This is a genomic window from Nocardioides abyssi, assembly GCF_030412915.1.
Classification (GTDB): domain Bacteria; phylum Actinomycetota; class Actinomycetes; order Propionibacteriales; family Nocardioidaceae; genus Nocardioides; species Nocardioides abyssi.
Genome location: NZ_JAUHJR010000004.1, coordinates 25,485 through 50,739 on the forward strand (window position 1 = coordinate 25,485; position 25,255 = coordinate 50,739).

At 71.1% G+C, this 25,255-nt stretch carries 30 protein-coding genes, 1 tRNA gene and 1 pseudogene; 19 read left to right on the plus strand and 13 right to left on the minus strand.

Translation table 11 applies throughout. The features are described 5' to 3' along the window. Window positions 1-12: 12 nt before the first annotated feature. The 6 genes from aroH (at window position 13) to QWY29_RS10990 (ending at window position 4,445) form a co-directional block, all read left to right on the plus strand. Window positions 13-396, plus strand: coding sequence for a chorismate mutase (aroH, locus tag QWY29_RS10965; protein WP_300960820.1), 384 nt, complete (start codon window positions 13-15; stop codon window positions 394-396). After that, window positions 389-1,489, plus strand: a complete 1,101-nt coding sequence (locus QWY29_RS10970; RefSeq protein WP_300960821.1) for a prephenate dehydrogenase — start codon at window positions 389-391, stop codon at window positions 1,487-1,489. Before aroH ends, QWY29_RS10970 begins: the two co-directional genes overlap by 8 nt. Before the next feature lie 11 nt (window positions 1,490-1,500). Continuing rightward, window positions 1,501-2,208 carry a (d)CMP kinase gene (cmk, locus tag QWY29_RS10975; RefSeq protein ID WP_300960822.1) on the plus strand — a complete coding sequence of 236 codons (708 nt, stop codon included), beginning with the start codon at window positions 1,501-1,503 and terminating at the stop codon, window positions 2,206-2,208. Further along, on the plus strand, window positions 2,205-2,972 hold the full coding sequence (locus QWY29_RS10980) for a lysophospholipid acyltransferase family protein (RefSeq protein WP_300960823.1): 768 nt from the start codon (window positions 2,205-2,207) through the stop codon (window positions 2,970-2,972). Before cmk ends, QWY29_RS10980 begins: the two co-directional genes overlap by 4 nt. Beyond that, window positions 2,969-4,303 (plus strand): ribosome biogenesis GTPase Der, encoded by a 1,335-nt coding sequence (der, locus tag QWY29_RS10985; RefSeq protein ID WP_300960824.1) that lies wholly within the window; start codon window positions 2,969-2,971, stop codon window positions 4,301-4,303. The genes QWY29_RS10980 and der overlap by 4 nt, the downstream gene beginning before the upstream one ends. A 68-nt stretch (window positions 4,304-4,371) precedes the next feature. Beyond that, window positions 4,372-4,445, plus strand: a tRNA-Pro gene (locus tag QWY29_RS10990). 158 nt (window positions 4,446-4,603) lie between these two features. Here QWY29_RS10990 and QWY29_RS10995 read toward each other — a convergent pair. Genes QWY29_RS10995 through mobF form a run of 3 tightly spaced genes read right to left on the minus strand, consistent with a single transcriptional unit; the run spans window position 4,604 to window position 8,232 of the window. Next, entirely contained in the window at window positions 4,604-5,782 is a 1,179-nt protein-coding gene (locus QWY29_RS10995; protein ID WP_300960825.1) for a tyrosine-type recombinase/integrase, read from the minus strand. Window positions 5,783-5,808: 26 nt separating this feature from the next. Next, entirely contained in the window at window positions 5,809-6,264 is a 456-nt protein-coding gene (locus tag QWY29_RS21065; protein ID WP_369292656.1) for a helix-turn-helix transcriptional regulator, read from the minus strand. Window positions 6,265-6,324: 60 nt separating this feature from the next. Beyond that, window positions 6,325-8,232 (minus strand): MobF family relaxase, encoded by a 1,908-nt coding sequence (gene mobF / locus QWY29_RS11000; RefSeq protein ID WP_300960826.1) that lies wholly within the window; start codon window positions 8,230-8,232, stop codon window positions 6,325-6,327. Between the two features lie 311 nt (window positions 8,233-8,543). Here mobF and QWY29_RS11005 point away from each other — a divergent pair, with 311 nt between their 5' ends. From QWY29_RS11005 to QWY29_RS11020, 4 genes are all read left to right on the plus strand, one after another. Further along, the gene (locus QWY29_RS11005) at window positions 8,544-8,933 is read left to right on the plus strand and encodes a hypothetical protein (protein WP_300960828.1); all 390 of its coding nucleotides are present in this window, start codon (window positions 8,544-8,546) and stop codon (window positions 8,931-8,933) included. Next, complete coding sequence (locus QWY29_RS11010) at window positions 8,914-9,435, plus strand: hypothetical protein (protein WP_300960829.1); 522 nt, start codon at window positions 8,914-8,916, stop codon at window positions 9,433-9,435. Before QWY29_RS11005 ends, QWY29_RS11010 begins: the two co-directional genes overlap by 20 nt. A 72-nt stretch (window positions 9,436-9,507) precedes the next feature. Then, the gene (locus QWY29_RS11015) at window positions 9,508-9,960 is read left to right on the plus strand and encodes a hypothetical protein (RefSeq protein WP_300960830.1); all 453 of its coding nucleotides are present in this window, start codon (window positions 9,508-9,510) and stop codon (window positions 9,958-9,960) included. 140 nt (window positions 9,961-10,100) lie between these two features. Then, window positions 10,101-10,343 (plus strand): hypothetical protein, encoded by a 243-nt coding sequence (locus tag QWY29_RS11020; RefSeq protein WP_300960831.1) that lies wholly within the window; start codon window positions 10,101-10,103, stop codon window positions 10,341-10,343. On the opposite strand, the gene QWY29_RS21070 is transcribed toward QWY29_RS11020, so the two are convergent. Both QWY29_RS21070 and QWY29_RS11025 read right to left on the minus strand, forming a co-directional pair. Beyond that, the gene (locus QWY29_RS21070; RefSeq protein ID WP_369292658.1) at window positions 10,306-10,755 is read right to left on the minus strand and encodes a restriction endonuclease; all 450 of its coding nucleotides are present in this window, start codon (window positions 10,753-10,755) and stop codon (window positions 10,306-10,308) included. The two genes, QWY29_RS11020 and QWY29_RS21070, sit on opposite strands and share 38 nt — an antisense overlap. A gap of 83 nt (window positions 10,756-10,838) precedes the next feature. After that, a complete protein-coding gene (locus QWY29_RS11025; protein ID WP_300960832.1) occupies window positions 10,839-11,102 on the minus strand; it encodes a hypothetical protein in 264 nt (87 codons plus the stop codon). 149 nt (window positions 11,103-11,251) lie between these two features. On the opposite strand from QWY29_RS11025, the pseudogene QWY29_RS11030 reads away from it, so the two are divergent. Together QWY29_RS11030 and QWY29_RS11035 are read left to right on the plus strand one after the other, a co-directional pair. Next, window positions 11,252-11,593, plus strand: a pseudogene (locus QWY29_RS11030) (heavy metal translocating P-type ATPase); the annotation flags it as partial. A gap of 37 nt (window positions 11,594-11,630) precedes the next feature. Beyond that, entirely contained in the window at window positions 11,631-11,933 is a 303-nt protein-coding gene (locus QWY29_RS11035; RefSeq protein ID WP_300960833.1) for a hypothetical protein, read from the plus strand. A gap of 653 nt (window positions 11,934-12,586) precedes the next feature. Here the strand turns inward: QWY29_RS11035 and QWY29_RS11040 are convergent. The 8 genes from QWY29_RS11040 to QWY29_RS11075 all read right to left on the minus strand — a co-directional run bounded on the left by QWY29_RS11040 (window position 12,587) and on the right by QWY29_RS11075 (window position 18,934). Beyond that, window positions 12,587-13,162, minus strand: a complete 576-nt coding sequence (locus QWY29_RS11040) for a M48 family metalloprotease (RefSeq protein WP_300960834.1) — start codon at window positions 13,160-13,162, stop codon at window positions 12,587-12,589. 13 nt (window positions 13,163-13,175) lie between these two features. Continuing rightward, on the minus strand, window positions 13,176-13,766 hold the full coding sequence (locus QWY29_RS11045; protein WP_300960835.1) for a cadmium resistance transporter: 591 nt from the start codon (window positions 13,764-13,766) through the stop codon (window positions 13,176-13,178). Between the two features lie 119 nt (window positions 13,767-13,885). Beyond that, a complete protein-coding gene (gene lspA, locus QWY29_RS11050; RefSeq protein WP_300960836.1) occupies window positions 13,886-14,425 on the minus strand; it encodes a signal peptidase II in 540 nt (179 codons plus the stop codon). After that, window positions 14,422-16,392: a heavy metal translocating P-type ATPase gene (locus QWY29_RS11055; protein WP_300960838.1), complete on the minus strand. Its 1,971-nt coding sequence runs from the start codon at window positions 16,390-16,392 to the stop codon at window positions 14,422-14,424. The genes lspA and QWY29_RS11055 overlap by 4 nt, the downstream gene beginning before the upstream one ends. Then, on the minus strand, window positions 16,389-16,787 hold the full coding sequence (locus QWY29_RS11060; RefSeq protein ID WP_300960839.1) for an ArsR/SmtB family transcription factor: 399 nt from the start codon (window positions 16,785-16,787) through the stop codon (window positions 16,389-16,391). The genes QWY29_RS11055 and QWY29_RS11060 overlap by 4 nt, the downstream gene beginning before the upstream one ends. Window positions 16,788-16,876: 89 nt before the next feature. After that, window positions 16,877-17,092, minus strand: a complete 216-nt coding sequence (locus QWY29_RS11065; RefSeq protein ID WP_300960840.1) for a hypothetical protein — start codon at window positions 17,090-17,092, stop codon at window positions 16,877-16,879. 489 nt (window positions 17,093-17,581) lie between these two features. Then, a complete protein-coding gene (locus tag QWY29_RS11070) occupies window positions 17,582-18,292 on the minus strand; it encodes a DUF305 domain-containing protein (protein WP_300960841.1) in 711 nt (236 codons plus the stop codon). Between the two features lie 108 nt (window positions 18,293-18,400). After that, window positions 18,401-18,934 carry a DUF6153 family protein gene (locus QWY29_RS11075; RefSeq protein WP_300960842.1) on the minus strand — a complete coding sequence of 178 codons (534 nt, stop codon included), beginning with the start codon at window positions 18,932-18,934 and terminating at the stop codon, window positions 18,401-18,403. Window positions 18,935-19,227: 293 nt separating this feature from the next. On the opposite strand from QWY29_RS11075, the gene QWY29_RS11080 reads away from it, so the two are divergent. From QWY29_RS11080 to QWY29_RS11110, 7 genes are all read left to right on the plus strand, one after another. Further along, the gene (locus QWY29_RS11080; protein ID WP_300960844.1) at window positions 19,228-19,851 is read left to right on the plus strand and encodes a hypothetical protein; all 624 of its coding nucleotides are present in this window, start codon (window positions 19,228-19,230) and stop codon (window positions 19,849-19,851) included. 198 nt (window positions 19,852-20,049) lie between these two features. After that, window positions 20,050-20,730 carry a TlpA family protein disulfide reductase gene (locus tag QWY29_RS11085; RefSeq protein ID WP_300960846.1) on the plus strand — a complete coding sequence of 227 codons (681 nt, stop codon included), beginning with the start codon at window positions 20,050-20,052 and terminating at the stop codon, window positions 20,728-20,730. 59 nt (window positions 20,731-20,789) lie between these two features. Next, window positions 20,790-21,536 (plus strand): cytochrome c biogenesis CcdA family protein, encoded by a 747-nt coding sequence (locus QWY29_RS11090; RefSeq protein WP_300961355.1) that lies wholly within the window; start codon window positions 20,790-20,792, stop codon window positions 21,534-21,536. Window positions 21,537-21,729: 193 nt separating this feature from the next. Continuing rightward, window positions 21,730-22,467 carry a DsbA family protein gene (locus tag QWY29_RS11095; RefSeq protein ID WP_300960847.1) on the plus strand — a complete coding sequence of 246 codons (738 nt, stop codon included), beginning with the start codon at window positions 21,730-21,732 and terminating at the stop codon, window positions 22,465-22,467. A 126-nt stretch (window positions 22,468-22,593) separates the two neighbouring features. Continuing rightward, a complete protein-coding gene (locus tag QWY29_RS11100) occupies window positions 22,594-23,166 on the plus strand; it encodes a vitamin K epoxide reductase family protein (RefSeq protein WP_300960848.1) in 573 nt (190 codons plus the stop codon). 358 nt (window positions 23,167-23,524) lie between these two features. Beyond that, complete coding sequence (locus QWY29_RS11105; protein ID WP_300960850.1) at window positions 23,525-23,764, plus strand: hypothetical protein; 240 nt, start codon at window positions 23,525-23,527, stop codon at window positions 23,762-23,764. Further along, window positions 23,764-25,254, plus strand: a complete 1,491-nt coding sequence (locus QWY29_RS11110; RefSeq protein WP_300960851.1) for a hypothetical protein — start codon at window positions 23,764-23,766, stop codon at window positions 25,252-25,254. Before QWY29_RS11105 ends, QWY29_RS11110 begins: the two co-directional genes overlap by 1 nt. Window position 25,255: the final 1 nt, after the last annotated feature.

Sequence of the window (25,255 nt, forward strand, 5' to 3'; positions counted from 1 at the left end):
AGGAGTGACGACGTGGCGGTGCGAGCGGTCCGGGGTGCCACCCAGCTCGAGGAGGACACGCGCGACCACATGCTCGAGCGGGTCGCGGAGATGGTCACCGACGTGATGGAGGCCAACGGCCTGGTCGTCGACGACTTCATCTCGGCGATCTTCACCGCGACCTCCGACCTGGTCTCGGAGTTCCCGGCGTACGCCGCCCGCCAGCTCGGCTTCGGCGAGGTGCCGCTGATCTGCGCCCGCGAGCTCGAGATCGAGCGGTCCATGCCGCGAGTGGTCCGGATGATGGCGCACGTGGAGACCGACCTGCCGCGCGCCGACATCACCCACGTCTACCTGCACGGCGCGGCCGCGCTGCGCCGCGACCTCACCCGCACGCGCGACGTCCCGGATGCCTGAGCAGGACCGGGCGCGCCCCGGCCTGCCCGAGCTGACCGGACCGGTCGAGGTCGTCGGCGCCGGCCTGCTCGGCACCTCCCTCGGCCTTGCCTGCCGCCGCGCCGGCCTCGAGGTGCTGCTGACCGACACCTCGGCCGAGAACCTCCGCACCGCCTCCGGCCTCGGCGCCGGCCGCCCGCGCACCGACGCCGACCGGCCCGCCCTGGTCGTCGTCGCCGTGCCGCCCGACCACCTCGGCACGGTGCTCCTCGCGGCGCTCGACGCCACCGAGGGCACCGGCGCGGTCGTCACCGACGTGGGCAGCGTCAAGGGCGTCCCGCTGGCCGCGGTCGCCGACCACCCCGGTGCCGGGCGGTACGTCGGCAGCCACCCGATGGCGGGCAGCGAGCGCTCCGGGCCGCTCGCCGGCAACGCCGCGCTCTTCGACGGCCGGCCCTGGGCCGTCACCCCGCACGCCGGCTCCGACCCGGCCGCCGTCGAGACGGTCGAGGCGCTGGTGCGGCTCGCCGGCGGCGTACCGGTCTGGTTGACGCCGGCCGAGCACGACCGTGCAGTGGCGCGCACCTCCCACGTGCCGCACCTGCTCTCCGCGCTGGTCGCCGGCCGCCTCGCCGACGGCCCGGAGAACCACCTCGCGCTGTCGGGCCAGGGCGTGCGCGACGTCACGCGGGTGGCCGCCGGCGACCCTCGGCTCTACGGGCAGATCGTCAGCGCCAACGCCGACGCGGTGGTCGCGCTGCTCGACGAGGTCCGCGCCGAGCTCGACCGCGTGCGCGACGCCGTCGGGCGGGGCGACCGGGCCGCGCTGGAGCAGGTGCTCGAGCACGGTGTCGCCGGCACCCGGGTGATCCCGGCCAAGCACGGCGGCCCCGCCCGGCCGATGGCGTCGGTGTGGGTCTCGGTGCCCGACCACCCGGGCGAGCTCGCGCGGCTGCTGGCCGACGCGGTCGCCAGCGAGGTCAACATCGAGGACATCCGCATCGACCACGACCCCGGCCGACCCACCGGTCTGGTCGAGCTGCTGGTCGAGGAGGCGCGCGCCGAGCACCTGCTGGGCTCGTTGGAATCACGGGGCTGGTCCACCCACCGGTAGGCTGCGCGTCCGTGACCAGCACCGCCACGGACCGCTCCGACCTCCCCGCCGACCGGATCGTCGTCGCCGTCGACGGCACCTCCGGCTCCGGGAAGTCCAGCACCTGCCGCGGCGTGGCCACCCGGCTGGGCCTGCGCTACCTCGACACCGGCGCGATGTTCCGCGCGATGACCTGGTGGATGCTCCAGCAGGGCGTCGACGTCCACGACGCCGAAGCGGTCGCCGCCCGGTGCGCCGAGCCGGTCATCGAGTCCGGCACCGACCCGGCCGGGCCGACCATCACCGTCGACGGCACCGACGTCGCCGCGGCCATCCGCACCGACGAGGTGACCGGCTCGGTCTCCCCGGTCAGCACCGTCCCCGAGGTCCGCGCCCGCCTGCTCGCGCTGCAGCGCGCGATCATCGCCGCGGACGTCGAGCCGGCGGGGATCGTCGTCGAGGGCCGGGACATCGGCTCGGTCGTCGTCCCGGACGCGCCGGTCAAGCTCTACCTCACCGCCGACGCCTCGGCCCGCGCCTCGCGCCGCGCCGCCGAGCAGGGCGCCACCGACGTCTCGGCCACCGAGCAGCTGCTGCTCTCGCGCGACGCCATCGACTCCGGGCGCGCCACCGCGCCGCTGGTCATGGCCGACGGCGCCGTCCACGTGGACACCACCGGCTACACCCTCGACGAGGTGATCGAGCTGGTGGTCGGCATGGTCGACCGGGTCGGGACGTGACCCGGCCGGAGCCGGCCGCCCACCGCGAGCGGCCGCGCAGCGACGAGGTCCCGCACCCGTCGCGCCTGCTGCTGCACTCCGCCCGCCCGCTGGCCCGCTGGCTGGTCCGGCGCCGCCACCCCGTCGACGTGCTCGGCGCCGCCGGCGTCCCCGTGAGCGGACCGGTCGTCTTCGCGGCCAACCACATCGGCGTGGCCGACGGCCCCCTGCTCGCGGCGTTCGCCCCGCGGCCGGTGCACGCGCTGACCAAGGTCGAGATGTTCGAGGGCGCCATGGGGCGCTTCCTGGTCGCCTCCGGGCAGGTGCCGCTCGACCGGTTCCACCCCGACCCGCACGCGGTGAAGGTCTGCCTGCGGGTGCTGCGCGACGGGGGAGCGGTCGGCATCTTCCCCGAGGGCCGCCGCGGCGACGGCGAGCTGGGCCGGTTCCACCGCGGCGCGGCGTACCTCGCCCTGGTCTCCGGCGCCCCTGTGGTGCCCGTGACGTTCTTCGGGACCCGTGCGCCCGGAGCGCACATGGAGGAGCTGCCGCCCCGCGGCGGCCGGATCGCGATCTGCTTCGGGGAGCCCTGGGCCGTCCCCGCCGTACCCTGGCCCCGTCGGCGGGAACAGGTCGAGCAGACCTCGTTGTTGCTACGGGAGCACATGCTGGTCCAGCTGGACCACGCACGCAGGTCGACCGGGCTGGAGCTGCCGGGTCCGTTGCCGGCCACTGATGTCGAACCCGACCCCGCCACCGGGGTCACCGAGCAAGGAGCACCATGAGCGAGGTCCTCGGACCCGTCCCCGTCCTGGCCGTCGTCGGCCGCCCCAACGTCGGCAAGTCGACGCTGGTCAACCGCATCATCGGGCGCCGCGAGGCGGTCGTCGAGGACATCCCGGGCGTCACGCGCGACCGGGTGTCGTACGACGCCACGTGGGCCGGTCGCGCGTTCACCGTCGTCGACACCGGTGGCTGGGACCCCGACGCACGCGGTCTCGCGCAGGCGATCGCCGCGCAGGCCGAGATCGCGGTGAGCCTGGCCGACGCGGTGCTGTTCGTCGTCGACGCCACGGTCGGCATCACCGACGCCGACGAGGCGGTCGTGCGGATCCTGCGCAAGTCCGGTCGCCCGGTCGTGCTGGCGGCCAACAAGGTCGACGACGCCCGCACCGAGGCCGAGGCCTACGGCCTGTGGAACCTCGGGCTCGGCGAGCCCTTCCCGGTCTCGGCCCTCCACGGCCGCGGCTCGGGCGAGATGCTCGACGCGATCCTGGCCGCGCTGCCCGAGCCGCCGGCCGAGACGATCGGCGAGGAGGTCGGCGGCCCGCGCCGCATCGCGATCGTCGGCAAGCCCAACGTCGGCAAGTCCTCGCTGCTCAACAAGCTCGCGGGGGAGGAGCGGGTCGTCGTCGACAACGTCGCCGGCACCACCGTCGACCCTGTCGACGAGCTGGTCGAGCTGGGCGGGCGCGAGTGGCGGTTCATCGACACCGCCGGCATCCGCAAACGGGTCAAGGAGGCCTCGGGGCACGAGTACTACGCCTCGCTGCGCACCAGCACCGCCATCGACCGCGCCGAGCTCGCCGTGCTCGTCCTCGACGGCTCGCAGTCGATCTCCGAGCAGGACGTGCGCATCCTGCAGACCGTCCGCGAGGCCGGTCGCGCGCTGGTCATCGCGTTCAACAAGTGGGACCTGGTCGACGAGGAGCGGCGCTACTACCTCGACCGCGAGATCGAGCGCGAGCTCGTGCAGGTCCAGTGGGCTCCCCGGATCAACATCACCGCCCGCACCGGCTGGCACGTCGACCGGCTCGTCCCGGCCCTGGACAAGGCGCTGGAGGGCTGGGAGACCCGGATCGGCACCGGCGCGCTGAACACCTTCCTCGGCCGCCTCGTCGCCGAGCACCCCCACCCGGTGCGCGGCGGCAAGCAGCCGAAGATCCTCTTCGGCACGCAGGCCTCCACCTCGCCGCCGACGTTCATCCTGTTCACCAGCGGGAAGCTCGAGGCCTCCTACGAGCGGTACGTCGAGCGCCGGCTCCGCGAGGAGTTCGGCTTCGTCGGCACGCCGATCGTGCTGCAGCAGCGGCCGCGCGAGAAGCGCAAGCGCTGACCCGCGACCCGGATTCCGGTCCCAGGCCCCGGCTGCGGTAGTGTTCACGCGCCCGCTCAGGCGGGTCTCGGGCTGTGGCGCAGCTTGGTAGCGCACTTGACTGGGGGTCAAGGGGTCGCAGGTTCAAATCCTGTCAGCCCGACCGAGAAGCGGCCCCTGACCTGCGGAAACGCAGATCAGGGGCCGTTAGCTTTTTGAACTGGATCGTCTTATGTCGCGTTTATGTCCCGAGAACTCTCGCGCTGATGACCCAGCTTGCGTGGCAGCCCTACGTCGGGCCGGCACCCGAAACAGCCGGAGTCAGTCGTCCGATGCGGTCGCTGTGGCCCGGCCAGCGAAGGATTGCAGGATGTGCGTCACGTCGGGTGTGGTCCGGTCCTTCTCGATGTAGAACTCCTTGGTGATCGCATCTGAGGAGTGACCGAGGACGCGGGCTGCGGTGTCGGAGTCGACCAGGCGGTTGATCAAGGTCGCCACGGTCTTGCGGAAGGTGTGTGGCGTCACCCAGTCGAAGCCGGTGTCTTCGCGGATCGTGCGCCACCTCCGCTCGATGTTGCCGACCTGGTGCCAGGTGCCGTTGCGCGTGGCGAAGACCGCGTTGTAGTGGTTGGGTCGTTGCTCCAGTCGCCGTCTCATCAGAACGTCGACGGCAAATGGTGGTAGCGCGATGGTGCGCTTCGACGCGTCCGACTTCGGCTTGTGTTTCCGATAGGTGCCCTTACCCGTCTCCGTCTTGATGGTGCCGGTGATGGACACCGTCGGCGGGGTGGCCTTCAAGTCGATGTCTGTCCATCGGATCGCGAGTACTTCCCCGATCCGGCACCCTGTGGCGAGCAGCATGTCGACGATGTCTGGCATGTCCTGGTTCGGCTTCGGACCTGGCCGCTTCTTGTTTATCCAGGCGTCGACAGCGGAGCGGACCGCATTGAGATCGTCCACGGAGAGCGCTTGGACCTCCTTCTTTTGGCCCCGCAGTCGGGACGTGGAGGAGACCGGGTTGGCCGGAAGCGCATCGTCGATGACTGCGGCGTCGAACATCATCTTGAGGACCGTCTTGGTCTTCTTGCGGCGGCTGTGGGAGTCCTGAGATCTGATGAGCCGCTCCAGGCGCCCAGCTGTCGCCTCGCGCAGGCGAATGCTGCCAATGGCCGGATTGATGACGTTGTCGATGATGCGTTGATACTCGTTCGCGGTGGTTGCTTCGGAGCGCTGTTCGGCGCGATATAGCGAGAGCCAGATCTCGGCAACCTTGCTGATCCGCATGTCGGTTCCGATGAGGTCACCCGTTGGCGCGTTTCGATCGGCGATCTTGGCTTTGAGTTCTCGCACTGCTGCGGCGGTACTTCGACCGGTGCCCTTGACTTCGCGCGTGACGCCGTCGAAGTCGCGGAAGCGCGTTCTTGCGCGGTAGACGCCGGGACGCACCTCGTTTGTCGTGATGGTCCCAAATGTCCCGATGGGCAGCGGGGGGCGAGCCATGGGCGTTCCTTACTGACGTCTGTGCTTTACCGATGTCGTGGACGCGTCCGTCGCGATATGGAGCTTTGCCGCCCGGACGTCGTCACTTGGTCGGCCCCAGGGCCTCGATTATCGCTTGCGATGCTCTCCTCGGTTTCGAAGTCGGGGGTCTCGGCATGATCCTCGATCCACGAATCGAGATCTGAACGGCGGTATCGCAGTGCGCTGCCTACCTTCACTGCGCGTGGTCCGAACCCCGGGCGTCGGGTGCGCCACGTGTAGAGCGTCGACTTTGCGATTCCGATGTAGGCGGCCGCTTGATCGATATTCATGGTGGCCGGGGTGAGGGCGAACCGGACGCGTTCTGCCGGACCGGCCCCGTCGGTCGCCGGCGTGGCACGTTCGCTCATGCTCGTCATGGTGTCCTCAGAACCGCGTTCGCTCTCCGGAGCCGGCGGCGGTCGGTGACCGCCGACGTTGAGTACTTCCTCTGCCGTTGTCATCTCGTGTCTCCTTCGGATTGCTGGGGTCTCGGTGGTCTCAGTCCACGTGACGTCTGACGTTCACCTAAGTGGTCCGACAGGCGCTGGGCGATCAATGCCACCCGGGGGCTCTCCGAATGGCTTGCCGTGGTTCGGCGAAGATGTCGTGACGCCGTGGCCGCCTTGGTGGGCGGTGTCTGCCTCGTTGGGCCGAGGGGGAAGGTGGCTGTTGTCGTTCGAGCGCGCGAGCATCGCCGTGGTGGCGGCAACAGACGCTGCGGATGCGGTTGCCGTACTCACGGAACGCAAGGCATCCGCGACCGGCTGGGGCACCGTGACGACGCGTCGGGCGAGGATGTCGGCGGGGGAGACCCATACAACGTCGCCCTCGGTCGGCGGGCTGGCCAGCCCGGACTCGACGTCGTTGTGCGCTCGGCGGGACAGGGCACGCGCTGGGCCGGTCAGGTTGGGGGTGTCGGCCTTCTCGGCGATGACGTGCGCGAGCTCGGAGCCGGCCTCGATCGCGCGGAGGCTTGCCATGGTGGCCTGGGGGAGTTCGGGGCAGACGGCGATGGCCTCTGGTGTCGCCAGGGTGGCGGTGTCGTGGGTGATGTGGCGATAGGCGGCTCGGACCTCTGCGGCCGCGCGAGCCAAAGGCTCGTCGAGGTGGGCGGCCGGGGGAACCAGGTCGCCCCAGCGGCTGGCCAGGTTGCTCCAGGAGCGGCCTGCGTCGGCGATCGCGGGCACCAGCCGCTCCGAGAACTCGAGGACGCCGGCGGTGGCGGCCGAGTTGACGAGGACCATGCTGGCGCCGGCGATGAGCCCTTCTGTGCGGGTGATGAGCAGGACGTTGGCCGGCGCGAGGTGGCGGGCCAGGGCGCGGTGAGACTGGATGTCCCAGTTGGCCAGCGCCTGCGCCAGTCGGCCGGGGTCGTCGACAGGGCGGATGGCCTCGCCGGCGAGAGCGTGGGGGAACCGGTCTGTCAGGTAACTGCGGGCGGTGTTCTCGCACGCGGACATCCGGTCGACCCAGACCCCGGTGGGTGCCACCGCGTAGGGGGAGTGGTGCTGGGCCAGCTGGACGCGGCGGCCTGATTCGCGGGCGTCGGTGACGCGGTCGCGGCCGTTGTCGTGCAGGGCGACGTTGGCGGCGTGGTGGGTGTGCAGGTCGGGGTCGCCGGCGCGGGAGTCGCGGTGGGTGAACGCGGTGGCGATCAGGCCGCGGACGTCGACCTGGCGCACGCCGTTGGTGCCCTGGCGGGTGAACAGTGCCTTGGACTCGATGAAGTCCAGGGCGTCCTTGCTGGCCGCCTGGTGGGCCCGCTCGATCACCGCGGCGGTCTTGGGGTCGGAGATCGCCCACAGCACCGAGACGCTCTTGACCGGGGAGAAGGTCAGGTCGTAGCCGGCCACCGCGTTGGTCTTCGGGCGGGAGTGCTTGGCGATCGTGGCGGCGAGCTCGCGGGCGTCGGCCGGCTCGCGGCCGTGCTCGGCACGGAAGAACTCCGCGGCTACCTCGGTGCGGATCTTGGCGCGGTCGGCCGCGGGGACCGGCCAGTCGCCGGGCAGGCCGGCGGCCTCGTTGAGGGCCGCGATGCGCTTGGCGACCTCGATCCGGAACGGGCTGATGTCGTTGTCGTAGACCTTGTACGGGGTGCCGAGGCGGACCGCGGTCTTGTAGTCGGCCTCGGTCGGGCGGCCGGCCTCGTCGCGGCCGATGCGCAGGTCCAGCTCCTTGGTCCGCTGGGTGGCCAGCGGGTGGTGTCCGGAGCCGAACAGACTCTGCATGTGGTCGGCGGTGACGATGTCGCCGGCGTCGAGTCCTTCGACGCCCTCCATGCCCGAGCCGAGCCACACGCCGGGCATCTCGCCCTTCTCGATGTAGTAGCTCGCCAGCCCGGTGTGGCCCTTGTCGGTGGCGTCCATCGCTGCGACCTGGCGGGTCAGGTAGTCGTACCCCGACCCGGCCGTCAGTTTGTGGAGGCTCATCGTCACGGTCACCTACGTGCATGCGCGCGTGGCAGGCGATCACTTTCGGCCGGGTTTCTGGTGTGTTCTTTCTATTCGGCGAACCGAGAATGCAAGAGGTGTGTGGCACTTGGGAGTTCGCGGAAAACCGGGGGGACGCTGAGGGGCGTCGGTGACGGCTGGGGCGTCGGGTTCGGATCAGGTGGCTGGACGGGCTGCGCTGGATCGGCTGGGGGAGCGGTTTGAAGGTGTTTGGGGTTCGGTGATCGCTCGGGGTCCGGGAAATGTCCTAGGTGACTGTGAGAGTCCATGTCGACACGAGTGAGGACCGGATGAGTCAGCAGACGATCAAGCAGCAGGCGCGGCGTACGGCGCGGGAGATGGCCGAGAAGCGGCGCAGGGAGCGCGAGGGGCGAGAGCGCCGGGTGATCGACCTGGCCGAGCAGGTCATGGTCGCGATCGGTGAGCGCGACGCGGCGGTGGCCGAGACCGAGAAGCGCGCCGGTGCTGCGCTGCGGGAGTTGACCGAGCGCGAGGGCCTGTCCCTGAGTGAGGCCGTCGAGTCGTGCGGGGACACGGTGAGCGTTCGGGAGGCCACGCGGCTGCGGCGGCTCGCCAGTGAGCCCATGGCCGAGGACGGCGGCGGCGAGCAGGGCGGCGACGGCACGGCCGGGCTCGTGGCAACCGAGAGCGGGGGAGCGGGTGCCGGTTCGGCGGCTTGATGACGCCGGCCTCGCGGCGGTCGCGGCAGCGGTCGCCGATCCGGCGGTGCTCACGCGGTACCGGGCGAAGGTCGCCACGGTGCCCGGCACTGTGTGCCGGTTGTGGACCGGCGCCGTGGCCGGTCGGTCCGAGCGTGAACGTGAACGCACAGACGGCGGCGGGCATGGCCGGTTCTGGTACGCGCCGGTGCGGGTGATCATCGCCCACCGGTTCGCGTACGCGGTCATGCACGGCGTGGACGCGCCCGCGAAGGCGCGGCTGCTCGGGCACCGCTGTCACAACCCGCTGTGCCAGCGGATCGCATCCCATCACGTCGTCGTGTCGAGCGCGGCGCAGAACCGGCGTGAGCGGTCAGTGCTGCGACGGCTGCCGTACAGCCCGTTGGCCGACCGCGCGGGCCGCGTCGGCGGGCGCGGGAACTGCGCGACCTGGCGCGTGAGGACCCCCAGCTCGTGGCCGACGACCTTGCGCGGCTCCAGGAACTGCTGGGGGAGCAACTGACCCCCTGGTGCTAAGCCGGACGCAGAAGGCCGCCTGCACCGTCGATGGTTCGGGCGGCCTTGGGTTGTTCCGGTGACGAGCCAGACCACGATCCCGGTCGGGATCTACTGGAAACCCGGCGTGTGGGACCTCGCCCGATCGGCCTACATCGCCGACCTGGACACCGACGTCGACTCACCCGACTCGTTCGTCGGATGGCTCGCCCAGGCGCTTGAGTTCCACGCCAAGCGCTCACCACAGCAGCGGGCCGAGCTCGCGGCCACCGGCGAGAACCATCCCGCCCTGGTCAGCGTGACCCGCAAGAGCTTCAACAAGAAGCACGACCTGCCCGCCTCGACCATCGAGGCGGTCGAAGACGCACTCGTGGCCGACCGTCAGGAGCTCGGCCGGATGCTCGCCCGCTCGACGTTCGCCCAGGAGGCGGTCATCGCCGCAGCCGAGGACGCCCGCCGCCGGCTCGGCCGAGACCTGCCCCCGCCACCGCAGAAGCTCAGCAACCGCCCTCCGCGCCGGCCACGCCGGTAGCCGGCGGGCAGGCTCATTTGAGCTGTATGCGGAGCGCGGCTGCTGGTTGCTGGAGCGTCTTCTCGGCCCTCGGACAGGGTGCGCTCTTTGCGCCGCCTCTTGTAGAGAGGGTTATCACTCTCCCTGAGTTGCTCAGGGCCATGCTGCATCAGTTCCAACGCTCGTTGGCGCTCGACGAGTTGCTTCGCGCCGCGGCGCTTCCGATCGCTGATGGGCACCTTAGTCGCGTCCTCGATCTGCTGCGACCAGCGGATGGCGCGGTTCTGCCGCGACTCGAAGGTCATTGCCCCGAACGTAGTCCGCTGGTCGGGCACTGGAGATCTCGGCGCAATGCCGCGCGCCGCGTCATTGATGGCGACGACGAGCCCCCCGGCGTGAACTGAAAAGCGCAACCCCGAGCCGGTCCGCCTCGAAAATCGCCGCGGTGGTGTAGCTCGAGGCGTAGAAAATCCGAGTCCGGAAGCCGTGGGCCGCCCCGATTAGTCGCTGAATATCTGGCCGGCCCGTGGAGCCCTCGTGATACTTGACCTGCGCGGCAGCGTCTTGCGCAACGACGTCGAGTCCTGCGTCTGCTCCGCCTGGCGTAACCGTCGCGGCGCTGAACCCGAGATCGGCCATGTGCGCAGCCGCCAGCAACTCGGCGTCTTGCCAGGTCATGACGGGGCGCCCCCATCGCCACGCGCCGGTGGATCCGGGCGGGGGAGCCGTAGCAGCCCCGAGATCGGCCGACGCCGACGGCGGCGGGGGAGGCGCCTCGGTGGTGGGTCCCGAACGCGAGCTGGCCCCGCCGGTCATCTGCAACGCGCGGAGGTCTGGTTCCTGAAGCAGCAGGGTGAGGCACAGCCCGCGTGCGTCGGAGACGTCGACCGACTGGCCGATCAACGTTTCTTCCCCAGCGCGAGGGTGAAGGGGCGATCTCTGGCTTGGGTCGACCTGCCGATCATGGAGAGCGTCAGAAGCCTACAGTCGGTGGCCACGACGAGCGCTGGTGCCATGCCCGTGCTGATCGCCACCACCCACTCCGCACGCCCGTGCGGCGGGAGTTCTGCGAATAGGCGGTCGGCAACCTTGTCCAGTCGGCGACGCACCCCGCGGTCGCCGGCAAGCGTCGCGGTGCGGTGATCGTTGCTCAAGCGGTCCACGCCGCAGTGTTCTCTGGGCCGTTCTACCAAGCAGTGAGCCCGGTACGAACCATGCGCCTGTTGCTGCACCGGGCAGTGAGAGCTCCATGTGCATGCCCGGCTCGCCAGCACCCCCGAAGAACAATGCGTAGACGCTTCATCCCCACCTGTTGGCCGCGGGCACACTCAGCGCCTGGCTCGGCCTGGGGGCTACTCCGCCTCGGCCGCGTTCACCGCCGCCGTCGCCGTCCCGATCATGGCCTGCCCCTGCGCCCTCGGGCTGGCCACGCCGACCGCACTCGTGGTCGGCACCGGCCGCGGCGCCGGGTTCGGTCTGCTGATCCGCGGCCCCGAATGCTGGAGTCGACTCGCCGCGTGGACACCATCGTCCTGGACAAGACCGGCACAGTCACCGGATGCGGCTCGTCGACGTGACTTCCGACGGCGCAGACCGCGCCGAAGCCCTGCGCCTTGCCGGTGCCGTCGAGCACGCCACGGAGCACCCCATCGCCCCGCGCTATCGCCTAACCCGCCACCGCGGACCTCGGCGTGCTCCAAGCCACGGTCAACGCCACCCGCGCCGAGCCGCGCCTCGTCGTCTATGAGCAGGTCACCAGTAACGCCGGCGCCGGCCCGGGTGACTTGACCGGGCTGCAGATGCCCGGCGAGGAGTACGTCGGCGTCGGCCCCTACGGCTCCGGCCGGGCGCCCGTCGTGGTCCTGCTCGGACGCAAGGACGTAGAGCGCACCATCGCGCTCGGCTACCCCGGCGAGGCGACGTACGACCGCCTCACCCTCGACCACCACGACCGCATCATCAGCGAAGTGCTCACCGACCCAACCACCTCGTGACCCGCACCCTCGTCTACCGCGCCGACGAGCACCACCATTGACCACGAGAGACGTCAACGAAGGAGACCCGTGAAAGGGATCCTCAACGCCCTCCCTCTGCTGGCCTGCCCCGTCGGCATGGGCCTGATGATGTAGCTCATGTCCCGCAAGGGACACGGCAGGGACCCCGCCCAGGAACCGCCCAGCCCGACACCGCAGCCGACCTCGCCCGGCTCCGCGCCGAGCTCACCGAGCTGCGCGCCGCACAGGCAGACCGCACCGGCGAGACCACGACTGGAGGTCGAGCCCAATGACGCCGTACACCGTCCCGGCGCTCATCGCAGCCGCCACGATCGCGCTGACATGGTTCTTTTGCCTCAGACCCATGCACCGAGGCATCTGCGCCATGCCCAGCCGCTGTGCAACGCCCCAGGCCGACGCCGACGCACGGGCCGAGATCCAGGCGCTCACTCGCGAACTCGCCGAGCACCGCGCCAAATTGGGCCTACCGCCCAGTGACTGAGCGGAGAACGGGTGGCCCCAAACCGGCATCCCGAACGGACACCCCCACCGCCGACGCCGACACGGCCAGCGTCGCCGGCAGCACCAGCAGTCCGATCTCCGCCCAGCCCGATGAAGGTCGTCCGCGTCACCGCCAGACCCGGGGGCAGGCATCAGCAACCGACGAACCCGGTCGCCGACTCGCGAGCCGCCCGCAGCGCGGTAGCGGGGGCCGACCCTTCGGCCAGCCGGAGCAGCGCCGAGGCCACGGTGCGCCGGTCCGTCCGGCGGACAGCCACGTCGTCGGCCGCCGTCGCCACCAGCGCCCGGTACGGCGTCGGCTGCGGCCCGGAACAGCGGCATAAACGGGAAGGCTTCGCGGAGAAGTCGGGTGAAGAAGACCGCCGCGGCGTGTTGCCCCGCAGACGGGCACGCCCGTGTGCCAGCACCGCGGTCAGCTCCTCGTGCGGGAGCACCGCGAGCGCGGCCGTCGTGACGAAGATGTGGCCACGCCAGGCGTGCGGCAGGCAGAACGCCAACGGCTCGGTATGGTCGATGACGAGAACGCCCGGCATTGCTCCACTCGGCCGCGCGACGAGTGCCGGATTCTCCCGCTGATGCCGACGGTCCCGCCCCACCACCCAGGACAGACGGGCGACAGACCACGCCAGCCGGGCGATGCCCAGCCCACGCACGGTCAGGCGGAGCAAGCCAAGCGGCCTCGTCAGTGGGATAGCGACGACGCGCACAGGGCAACTGTGCTCATAGGCCGAACGCGCCGCCTTCGATCAAGATGACGATGCCCAGGCTGATGAGCACGAGGGGGAACAGGACGTGCTCCCAGCGCTGGAGCACTTCGGCGACCGGCTCGCGCGTGGCCAAGAACTTCGCGGCCAGCACCAGGACGACGACAAGGGTAAGGAACACGACGCAGTAGGCAACCAGGGCACCGGTGCCGACGGAGAGAAACACCGGGACGTAGACCCCGATGTTGTCTCCACCATTGGCGAATGTCACCGCGGCCACGACCCAGGCGCTGACCGGCCGCTCCGCCATGGTCTCGTCGTCATCGTCCCCGTTGCGCCAGACCTGCCAGGCGGCGTACAGACCCAGCAGCATGGGAATCAGACCGAAGTACGGAATGGCCTCATCGGGAAGGAAGAGCCCAGCTCCGAGGGTCACCGCGACGGAGGCGAGGAGGATGCCGCCGAATCCCATGTACTGGCCGGCGACGATCTTGGCAGTGGTGCCTCGCTGCCCGGATCCGCGGGCGAAGAACAGCGACAACACGATAATGTCGTCGATGTTTGTGACCAGGAAGAGGCCGATCGCCTGGAGCGCGGAGGAGATCATGTGGTGTGCGTTTCCTTTCGCCAAGGGCACAGCGACGGGGCGTGGACGGTGGCGGACCCAGGCGCAGCCTGGGGCAACCGCCCGCGGCGCGGTCTATCAGTGCCCCACCGGGATGCTGGTCAGGGATCTCCGGCGTCTGTGGGGGAGGGGTGCGCGGCAGTCGGTTCGTCGCCGGCCAACGTGGGTTGTGGTCGGGCCTGCGCCAACGCGATCGTGATGCAACCGACCACGAGGAAGGTGTCGGCGAGGTTGAAGGTGGGCCACCACCCGGTGTGCAGGTAGTCGGTGACCACGCCGTCGCGGGCGCGGTCGATGACGTTGGCGACCGCCCCGCCGATCACGGCGCCACCGGCGACTCGCTCGATCCGACCCGCTCTCGGAGCCCGGAACCAGGCGTAGACAGCAAACGCCACGCAGATGGCTGCGGTGACAGCGACAATCACCCCGGCTGGCAGGTTGTCGGCCATGCTGAACGCGACGCCGGAGTTGTAGCCCAGTCGCAGCTGGAGCAGCCCGAAATCGACGGTCGAGTCGGCGAGCCGTGCCTCGGAGATCGCCTTCGCGGTCAAGTCGACCGCCGCGACGGTCGCCGCTGCCACCAATACCGCTCCGCGACCGGTGCGCGCGGGAGCGGTTGTGTCGGCCAGTCCGCGGCTCACCTGACCACGACTTCCATTGACACAGCTTCGACCGCGGTGCTGCTCGCGGGTGCCGGGGGAAGCGGGCGGGCGCGTCCGGCGCGCACGCCGTTGCCGATCACGAAGATCTCCGCGATCTCGTGGACGAGGACGACCGCGGCAAGCCCAAGGACGCCGAGGGCGGCCAGGGGGATCAGAATCGCGATCAGGACGAGGGAGAGGCCCACGTTCTGCAACATGATCGACCTGGCGCGGCGGGCGTGGGTAAGGCTGTGCGGCAGGTGGCGCAGATCCTCACCCATCAGGGCGACGTCTGCGGTCTCGATCGCCACGTCGCTGCCCATCGCACCCATCGCGATCCCCACGTCGGCGGTGGCCAAGGCGGGGGCGTCGTTGACGCCGTCACCGACCATCGCGGTCGGTCGGTCCTGCCGGAGACGGTGAATGATGGCCGACTTGTCCTCGGGGCGGAGCTCGGCGTGCACCTCGGTGATGCCGGCCTGTGCGGCCAAGGCGGTAGCGGTGCGCTCGTTGTCGCCGGTGAGCATGGCGACCTGGTAACCCCCGGCCCGGAGCCGGGCAACCACTTCTGCGGCCTCGGGGCGCAGGTCGTCGCGGACGGCGACGGAGCCGATCACGGCCCCGTCGTACTCCACCAGCACCGCGGTGGCGCCCGCTTCCTGCATGCGGGTCACCGGCTCGGCGAGCCCGCCGGCCGTGATCCAGCCGGGCCGGCCCAGACGAGCCGGCCGGCCGTCGACGATTCCAGTGAGGCCGGCGCCGGTGACGGACTCGACGCCCTCGGCATCTCGGTGCTCAGGAACGGCGGCGAGGATGGCGCGCGCGAGGGGGTGCTCGCTGCGGGACTCCAGGGCGGCGGCAATGTCGAGGACCTGCTCGCGGGTGTGGCCGGGAGCGGTGGCTACATCGACGACGGCGGGCTGGTTGCGGGTCAGGGTGCCGGTCTTGTCCAGGGCCACGGCCCGGATCCGGCCGAGCGCCTCGAGGGCGGCGCCGCCCTTGACCAGGGCGCCGATGCGGCTGGCGGCGCCGATGGCGGCGACCACCGTGACCGGCACGGAGATCGCCAGCGCGCACGGGGAGGCGGCGACCAGGACGACCAGGGCGCGCTCGATCCAGGTGGCGGGGTCACCGAGCAGGCTGCCGACGACAGCGATGAGGGCGGCGAGGACCATGATCCCGGGGACCAAGGGCTTGGCGATGCGGTCGGCCAACCTCTGGGCGTCGCCCTTGCGGGACTGCTCGGCCTCGACGATGTTGACGATCCGGGCCAGGGAGTTGTCCTCGGCGGTGGTGGTGACCTCGACCTCGAGGACGCCGGTGCCGTTGATGGAGCCTGCGTAGACGGTGTCGCCCGGACTGGCTTCGACCGGGACGGACTCGCCGGTGAGGGCGGAGACGTCCAGGGCGGTGCGGCCGGTGCGGATGATGCCGTCGGTCGCGACCCGTTCGCCGGGCCGGACCAGGAGCAGGTCACCGATGGTGAGCTCGGCGGGGGCGACGGTGACCTGGCTGCCGCCGCGGAGGAGGGTGGCCTCGGCCGGGACCAGTGAGAGCAGGGCTCGGAGGCCCCGGCGTGTGCGGGCCACGGCGTACTCCTCCAGCCCCTCGCTGATGGAGTAGAGGAAGGCCAGCATCGCAGCCTCGGCGACCTCGCCGAGGATGACCGCGCCCACGGCGGCGATCGTCATCAGGGTGCCGACGCCGATCTTGCCCTTGGCCAGCCGCCTCAGCGTGTTGGGAACGAAGGTCCAGGCGCCGAGCGCCAGGGCGATGGCGTTCAGCCCGGTCACCACACTCCGGGAGGCGTCGTTGAGGTCAGCCGCGTAGCCGGCGATCAGGAAAAGCCCAGCGAGAGCGGCGAACTGGAGTTCGCTGACCTCCCACAGCCGTTCGGGCTCGTGCTCCTCCAGCTCTCCGTCGTCGTTGCGTGGTTCGTCGGGGCCGCAGCCGCAAGCGTCCGTCACAGTCCAGGGTCCTTCGTGGTGGTCGGAATTTCGGGATGAGATTCGGCGGCGGTAGCGGAGGGGCCGTAGCGGGGGCAGAGCTCCACCGTCTCGCCAGTCAGGGCAAGGAGCTGCTCGGCGGTGCCGAGCAGGTCCATCAGCTCGGGGTGGGCGATGGAGTAGAACATCTGACGACCCTCGGGACGGCCCACGATCAGGCCGCAGTCGCGCAGGCAGGCGAGGTGACCGGACACCGTGCCCTGCGCGAGCCCGAGCTCCCGGGTCAGATCCACCACGCGGCGCTCGCCGTGAGCGAGATGGCGCACGATCGCCAGCCGGTTGCGGTCGGCGAGTCCGTGGAACAGCGCCGCTCCCCGCCGCAGGACAGGGTCGAAGTTCTCCGGTGTCATTGCCATGGACCGATGATAACGGCAAGATCATTGATCGTCGACCCCCGCTGACAGCGGCCACGGCTAGGAGAGTTTCGGGATGGTGACGGTGGTGGTCATGAGCCGGCCGGTGACCGAGTCGATGCCTCACGTGCGGCCGTCGGGTGGTCGAGGGCGTGGAAGTCGACCTGCCCGGCCAGGGCGGTCTCCTGCCAGGTGTGGCCGCCGTCGGTGGAGGTCAGCAGGCCGGCGTTGATCGGCTTGTCGCGTTCGTCGATGGTCGGGTGGCCTGAGGCGAGGTAGGTGTCCGGGCCGGCGTCGGTGAACGCCATGGTGTCGGAGCGACGGTCGCCGTGGGGCTCGAGCTGGTCGTCCGGGGTGACGGCGAAGACGCCGAAGTGGGCGCGAACAGCATCCCGCCGTCGGCGGTCGGCGCGAGGCCGTGGATGTGGCCGATGGGTTCTCCGCCGGCCGCGAGGCCACCTGTGCCGTGGTGCGAGTCGTCCCCGTCGTCGCCGACGAGCGCGAAGGCCACGAGGACGCCGGCCAGCAGGAGGCCCGCGGCTCCGATGGAGACCGCTGCCCGACGGCGGGTTGGCGCCTCGTCGCGGGCCTCCGCCGGGCGGTGGTTCGGAGTGGTGTGGGAAGTGCTCATGGTGTGTGGCTCGTCGGGAGCCGGAACGGATGCCGCGTCGCCCTCCCGTGGGAGGCCCGGGCCGGTCGCGGTAACGCTCAGAAGCGGTGAGGGCTGGGCGCTACCGGTGCTGGGAAACGACCGGCCCGGCCCCTCGCGGGGCGGACGCAGAGCTACCGGGCGGGACTCAGCCGAGCAGCTCCTCCATCCGCTCGATCTCCGCCTGCTGGTCAAACACGATGGTCTCCGCCAGCGCGACCGCGTCGGGGTACAGACCGTCTTCCTGCTCGACCTGCGCCATCTCGATCGCGCCCTTGTGGTGCTCGATCATCAGCTCGAGCCACATCCGCTCGAACTCTGCGCCCGAGGCGTGCTCCAAGGCGGCCATGTCATCGTCCGACATCATCCCCGGCATGCCGTTCATGCCCTCGGAGTTGGAGTCGCCCTCGGACCCAGAGTGGCCGGACATGTCGTGGCCGGCGTTCGCGTGGTCCAGCGACGTCTCGGGGATCTCCTGGCCCCAGGCGGTCAGCCAGTCGGTCATGGCCTCGACCTCGGGGACCTGGGCGTCGCGAATGGTCGCGGTGAGGTCCTGAACCTCCGGGGAGAGGTCGCGGCCTTGGGTCATGACGACCATCTGCACGGCCTGGGCGTGGTGCGGGATCATCTGGGTCGCGAAGTCGACGTCGGCGCCGTTGAACATGTCGCCGTTCGATGCGGTCTGCGTCGCCGAGAGGTCCGCGGTCGACGAGTGACCCTCGTTTCCGCACGCGGCGAGCGTCGCGGTCAGGGCGAGCGCCGCGATCGTCGCGACGCCGCGGCGACGAGCGCTCGGTCGGCGAACGGCTGGCGCGGTTTGGGCGGTGCTGCTGCGGTGCTTACGCAGGGTGGTGAGCATGGGTGTCTCTCCTGAGAAGGGGGTGGGTGAAACGGGCTGAGGGGTTGTCTCGACGCCACCGCGGGACCCAGCCTTCATTGGTGGGGACGGCGGTGGCTGCGGCGTCCCTCAGCACCTAGCGATGGAGAGACGGTGCAGATCCGGTGGGTCGAGGCCCCGGCTGGTGGCGACAGTGACCGCGACGCGACTCACCAGGGCCCCCAGCGTCCGGCGGAAGGCGGTCCACCAGTGGTCGTAGGCGGCGACCGCGCTGAGAAGAGCGGCGACGAGGATGGCCAGGCACAGCCCCATCAGGCCCATGTCGTGACCACCACCGCTCGGACCGCCGGGGTGGTTATCGCCGTGGCCGGCGTGGCAGGACCCGTCGCATCCGCCGGCCGCGGTGGTGGCTTCGGCGGGCGTCCCGCTCGCATGAGCGCCAGCGGCGTCGTCGGGGACGGGTGCGCTCCTGGCATCGCTCGCCACGCCGGCGGCGGCACTCGCGGTCCCCACGGTGGCGGAGGCAGTGGTCAGGGGTGCGGGCCCGGTGCCGTGGTCGGAGTGGCCGTGCATCGCGAACAGACCCACCAGTGCTGCCAACAGGACGAACCAGCGCGCTGCGAGCTCAGCAGCTCGCGGCCCACGTCGGCGTCGGCGGATCATCGGCGTCGAGTCTAGCGGCGCGGAACCGCCGACCGGTCACAGCCGTCGGCTGTCGTGCGCGACGGCGCCGTAGCCGCCGCACGTCACGGCGCAGCCCGCGGCGGTCCGCTGTCAGCGGTCTGCGGCCCGGCTTTCGGCGGGAGCCGACAGCGTGGACGGCCAGGTAGCCGGACGAGGCGCCCGGCCCTGCAGCGTGCCGCGGCCCGTGCCGGCAACGTCGTGGAGCGTACCTAGCTGGACGGAGCACATCGCGACGACGGACTCGTCGTGTCCGCTCGGTAGACTTCGCGGCGATGTCACCCGCCTGGAGCCCCGCTCGCCGGCGGCCATGGACCCTCGCCCTGGCCAGCCGGGGTCTTGTCCTCTTCGCGGCGCTCGCCGGGCTGTTCGCCATGCACGGACTCTCCGACCACGCGCCCGGCGTGGGACGTTGCGCCTCGCCCGCGGCCCTTCTTGCGTCGACGACGCTGATCGGCCCGGGTGCTGGGCATGTCGATGGGGACGCGGACGCCCCGCAAGCGGCTAGCGGTCCGGCGGCTGTCCTCGCATCAGACCTCCACGCCTCTGCGGCCGGCCCGGTCATCGCCGCGACCGAGGCGACCGAGGTGGCGGCCCAGCAGGCAGCCCAGGCAGTGACCCAGGCGGCGGCGACGTTCGCGGCGCTGTTCGCGGCCGCGGTCGATCTGCCGTCTGTCTCCGACAACGGAGGCCATGACAACGGGCTGGCCGGGCTGTGCCTGGCCGTCCTCGCCGCCGCCCTTGCGGCGCTACTGCTCGCGGTGAGGGTCTCTCGGCGTTGGTGGCGCCTCACGCGCCGCCAGTTCGCGGCGCTCGTGGCGGCCGTTGCTGAGCTCGGGGCCCGCGTCCGAGTTCCCGACGGGCCTACCTCTGCGTCACTGTGCGTGTTCCGCTGCTGAGCAGCGCACCTCACCGCGCCGTCACGTCACCCTGACCCGCTCGCCACGCCCGGCGCGCCCACGGTCGGTGTCGCCCCCTCAGGTCGGGGCATGCCGAACGCCGGCCCCGAACGCGGTGCTCAGGCACGGTGAACGTGTACGCCAGTGGGTTCATGTGCCCTCCCTCGGACCAAGCAAGAGAGCCGAATGCGTACGCCCATGCTCAACCCCAACCTCCCGCCCACACCCACCCGCACCGCCACTTCTGCCGCCTCGGCACGCTCTGGAGCCAGAGTCGGACTTGAAGGCGCGGCGCTCACGGCGCTCACGAGTCTCGCTGCACTCGTGCTGACCGGCTGCGCCCAGACCCAGGGCACCGGCGAGAAGGGCTTCAACTCCGGCGACGGGATCGTCACCGTCCTGCCCGTCGCCGAACGTGAACCCCTGCCCGAGCTGACCGGCCGCACTCTCGACGGTCAGTCGCTGACGCTGGCCGAGTACGGCGCCGGGAAGACCGTCGTCGTCAACGTCTGGGGATCGTTGTGCGGGCCCTGTCGGGCCGAGGCCGACGACCTCGTCGAAGCCGACGCCGAACTGCCCGACACCGGCGAGAACGCCGTCGCACTCCTCGGCATCAACGTTCGCGACCCCGGCCCCGGGGCTGCGCAGGCGTTCGTCCGGGAGTACGGCATCACCGCCCCCTCGGTCGTTGATGAGGGCGAGGCTCTCCTGACCTTCAGCGACACCCTGCCCGCGAACGCCATCCCCTCCACGGTCGTCATCGACGACCAGGGCCAGGTCGCGGCCAGCATCATTGGCGAGACCACGAAGGCCACCCTCGTCGGTGTCGTCGACGAGGTTCAGGCGAGCGGTCGGACAGCTGCGGAGCAGGACTCGTGACCGGCGTTCTGGTCGGCGTCATAGCCGGCCTGGTGACCGGCGGGCCGGTGCCGCTGAGCGTGGGTGACTGGTTCCAGGCGACCGCGTTCGACGGTGCCCTGCTGCTGGCCGTGCCGGTCGCCGCGATCGCCGGCCTGGTCTCGTTCTTCTCCCCGTGCGTCGTGCCGCTCCTGCCCGGCTATCTCGCCTACGCCACAGGGCTCTCCGGGGCGGACCTCGAGCACGCGCGCCGGGGCCGGATGGCGCTGGGCGGGTTGCTGTTCGTCTCCGGGTTCGCGGCGGTCTTCGTCGCCTTCGGTGCGCTGTTCGGGCAGCTCGGGTCCTTGCTGGTCGCGCACGCGACGACGATCAACATCGTCCTCGGCTCCGTCACGGTCCTGGTCGGACTCGCGTTCCTCGGCCTGGTGCCGTGGCTGCAGCGCGACGTCCGAGTCCACAAGGTCCCCGCGGTCGGGCTCGCCGCGGCGCCCATGCTCGGCGCCCTGTTCGGGCTCGGGTGGACCCCCTGCATCGGACCCACGCTGACCGCGGTCATGTCGCTGTCGCTCAACGAAGCGACCGCCGGCCGCGGGGCCCTGCTGTCCCTGGCCTACGCCCTGGGGCTCGGCGTGCCGTTCATCGTCGCCGGCCTCGCGTTCCGACGGATGCTCGGCGTCATCAGCTTCGTCCGACGCCACCAAGCCTGGGTGACCCGCACCGGCGGTCTGATGATGATCGCCGTCGGCGTCCTGCTCATCACCGGCTACTGGGACCTGTGGGTCAACCTGCTCCGGTCCTGGTCCGCGTCGTTCTACGTGGCCATCTGATGACCCGCCCCGCACGCCACCCACCGCGCCACCCACCGCGCCACCCACTGCGCCACCCCGCGCGCCGCCCGTGGCGCCGGCGCGCGCATCGCGATCCGCAGACGGCTGCCGGCCGCCCGGCCGGCGCGCCAACTCCACCTTCACCCACCCGCACGATCTGCGCGTCCCAGCGCGCGAGCAAGGACTCCGCCTCATGACCAGACAGCTCAAGCTCTCCCTCGCCCTGGCCGGCGCGTTCGCCGTCCTCGTCGTCGCGCTCCTGACCGCCGCGGCGCTGCGCGGCGGTGACTCCACCAACGGGAACGTCACGGGCGACGGCAACGTGACCAGCGCCGGCGAGTCGCGCCTGGTCCGCTCCGAGAGCCACATCCTCGGCGCCCCCGCCGGCTCCACCGCGAACTCCGCACGCGAAGCCGCGAGCCAGGTCGATGCGGTCGAGGCGGCCGGGGACTCGGTGACCTTTGTGGAGTTCCTCGACTTCGAGTGCGAGGCGTGCCGGGCCGCGTACCCGTTCGTCGAGGAGCTGCGCGCCGAGTACGAGGGTCGGGTCACGTTCGTGGCGCGCTTCTTCCCGCTGCCGGGCCACTTCAACGCCGAACGCGCGGCCCGCGCGGTGGAGGCCGCCGCCCAGCAGGGCGCGTTCGAGGCGATGTACCAGCGGATGTACGAGACGCAGGAGGAGTGGGGTGAGCAGCAGGTCCCGCTCGATGACCTGTTCCGCTCCTTCGCCGAGGACCTCGACCTGGACATGGCCGCCTGGGACAAGGCGTACGCCGCCCAGGCCACGACCGAGCGCGTCGCGAAGGACGTCGAGGACGGCATCGCGCTCGGGGTGCAGGGCACCCCGACGTTCTTCGTCGACGGTGAGCGCCTCGAGCCCCGCACCTACGGCGACTTCACCGACGCCCTCGACGCAGCGCTCGGGGACTGAACGGCGATGTCTTCACCGACGCCCCACCCGGCTCAGGAACGAGGACGGGAACCCGCCCAGGCGGCCGGCGTCGCCTGGCCGCCTGGGGCCCCGGGTGGGTTCAGGCCGCCGCGGTTCGCGCGGACCTTGCCATGGCTGCTCCTGGTCGGCGGCATCGTCGGCGCGCTGGCCGCGTTCGTCCTGACGGTCGAGAAGCTCGCGCTGCTGGCCGATGAGAACTACCTGCCCTCGTGCAGCATCAACCCGGTCCTGAACTGCGGCTCGATCATGCGCACCGACCAGGCCGAGCTGTTCGGATTCCCCAACCCACTCATCGGGCTGGCCGCGTTCCCGGTCGCCGCCGCCACCGGTGCCGCGCTGCTGGCCGGAGCCCGGCTGACGCGGTGGTACTGGCTCGGACTGCAAGCCGGCGTCACCTTCGCGGTCGTCTTCATCGGCTGGCTGGTCTTCCAGTCGCTGTACCGCATCAACGCCCTGTGCCCGTACTGCATGGTCGTGTGGGCGGTCACCGTCCCGCTGTTTTGGTACGTCACCCTGACCAACCTGGACCGCGGACACCTCGGCTCCCGGGCCCGCGACAGCGCCCCCGGGCGGGTGGTGCTGGCCAACCACGGCGTCATCCTCACCGCCGCTTACACCATCCTTCTGGCCCTCGTCGCCCACCGGTTCTGGGACTACTGGGTCTCCCTCGTCCTGTAATCAGCGCCCGCCGCTGACGAAGCCAACCATCTCCCGCACGACATCTACCGCAACGCCGAAGAGAGAACTCATGCCCCGCCATCCCTCGCACACGCCTCGAACCGCGACCACCCGCAACGGGCGCCCCGGGCGGCCTCAGCGACATGGCCGGCTCGGCCTCGCCGCGCTCGCCACCGCCACGACGCTGCTGTCCGCCGGCTGCGCGGACAGCGGTGACGACGGCGCGCCGGAAGCCTCGGCCTCCGCGTCCGGTCCCTCCGCGAGCGCCGCGCCGACTCCGGGCGGCGGCACCGCGGCGTCCACCAGGACACCGGCTGCTGAGCCGACCGAGCCGGCGGGCCCGGTGCTGGATGTCCGCGTGCGCGGCGCGAACATCGAACCGAACGGCGCGTCGCTGGACCTCGCCGTCGGCGAGACCCTCACCCTCGCGTTCGACGCCGACCGGTCCGGGGAGCTGCATGTGCACTCCCGTCCCGAGCAGGTCATCCCCTTCCAGGCCGGCACCTCGACCGTCGAGCTCGCCGTCGACAACCCCGGCGCGGTCGACATCGAGGAGCACGACACCGGCATCGTCATCGCCCAGCTCGAGGTTCGCTGATGCTGCAAGCACACGGCCTCGGTGGCGCCTCGGACCTCCCCATCCCGGCGAACCTGGCGATCGCCGGGGGCAGCGCGGCCCTGACCATCTCCTTCATCGTCCTGCTCTTCGCCTGGCGCAGGCCCCGCTACACCCAGCCCCTCCCCGCAGTGGGACGCGGGACCAACACACCACCCGCACCCGGTGAGGCCGACCGGGGGCTGTCCGTGGTGTCTGCCGACGCAGGGATTCGGGTGCCGACGCCGCTGGCGCGACTGGTCGACTCGGCCGGGTTCGCCGCCGGCTTGCGCGTCCTTGGGCTGGTCTTCTTCGCCTACACCGTCTGGGCGGCGGTCGCCGGGCCGGACTCGCTGATCAACCCCACGTTCGGGGTCGTGTTCGTGCTGCTGTGGGTGGGCATCGTGCCGGCCTCGCTGCTGTTCGGCCCGTTCTTCCGGGCGGTCAGCCCCGCCCGGACCATCCACCTCCTGGTCCACCGCCTGGTCAACCGCGGCGCTGACCCCGCACGGCACGCCACCCGCGACGAACGCGGCCAGCTGGCCGGCCTGGTCCCCGGACACACCCCTGGCCGGGATGCCGCACCCAAGACCGACGGCGGGGCGCTCGGGCGGCTGCCCGGGTGGGTCGGCTACTGGCCGGCCGCCGTGGGCCTGCTCGCGTTCGTGTGGCTCGAGCTGGTCTACCCCGACGCGAACTACCTGGCGCCGGTGCGGTTGTGGTTCGCGTTGTACTTGGTGTTCGTCGTCATGGGCGGCCTGCTGTTCGGCACTCGGTGGGTCGCCCGGGCGGACCCGTTCGAGGTGTACTCCACGCTGGTCGGGCACCTCTCGGTGTGGGCGCGGCGCCCCGACGGGACGCTCGTGCTGGCCTCGCCGCTGCGGAACCTGGCCGGGCTGCGCGGCGAACCCGGCCTGGTCGCGGTGGTCGCCATCCTGCTCGGGTCGACCGCGTTCGACAGCTTCCGGGGGTGGAACTTCTGGCTGCGGTTCTCCCAGTCCACCGACGCGAACATGGTGCTGGTCAACACCGCGGTGCTGGTCGGCCTGTGTGTCGTGGTCGGCGTGATGTTCGCCGCCGCGACCGCCGCGACCGGGGTCGACCAACGCACGCCCCGCTGGCAGCTGCCCGGAGTGTTCGCGCACTCGGTGGTGCCGATCATCGTCGGGTACATGGTGGCCCACTACCTGACGTTGTTCGTCGAGTTCGGACAGCAGACCCTGATTCAGCTTTCCGACCCGATGGGCACGGGCGCGAACCTGCTGGGCACCGCGGGAGGCGAGGTGAACTACTGGCTCTCGAACCATCCGACGTTCCTGGCAAGCACGAAGGTCCTCGCGATCGTGACCGGGCACGTCCTGGGTGTCATCGCCGCCCATGACCGGGCGCTCGCGGTGCTGCCCAAGCGGCACCACCTGACCGGCCAGCTGCCGCTGCTGTGCGTCATGGTGCTATACACGTTCGCCGGCCTGTACCTCCTCTTCGGAGCCTGAC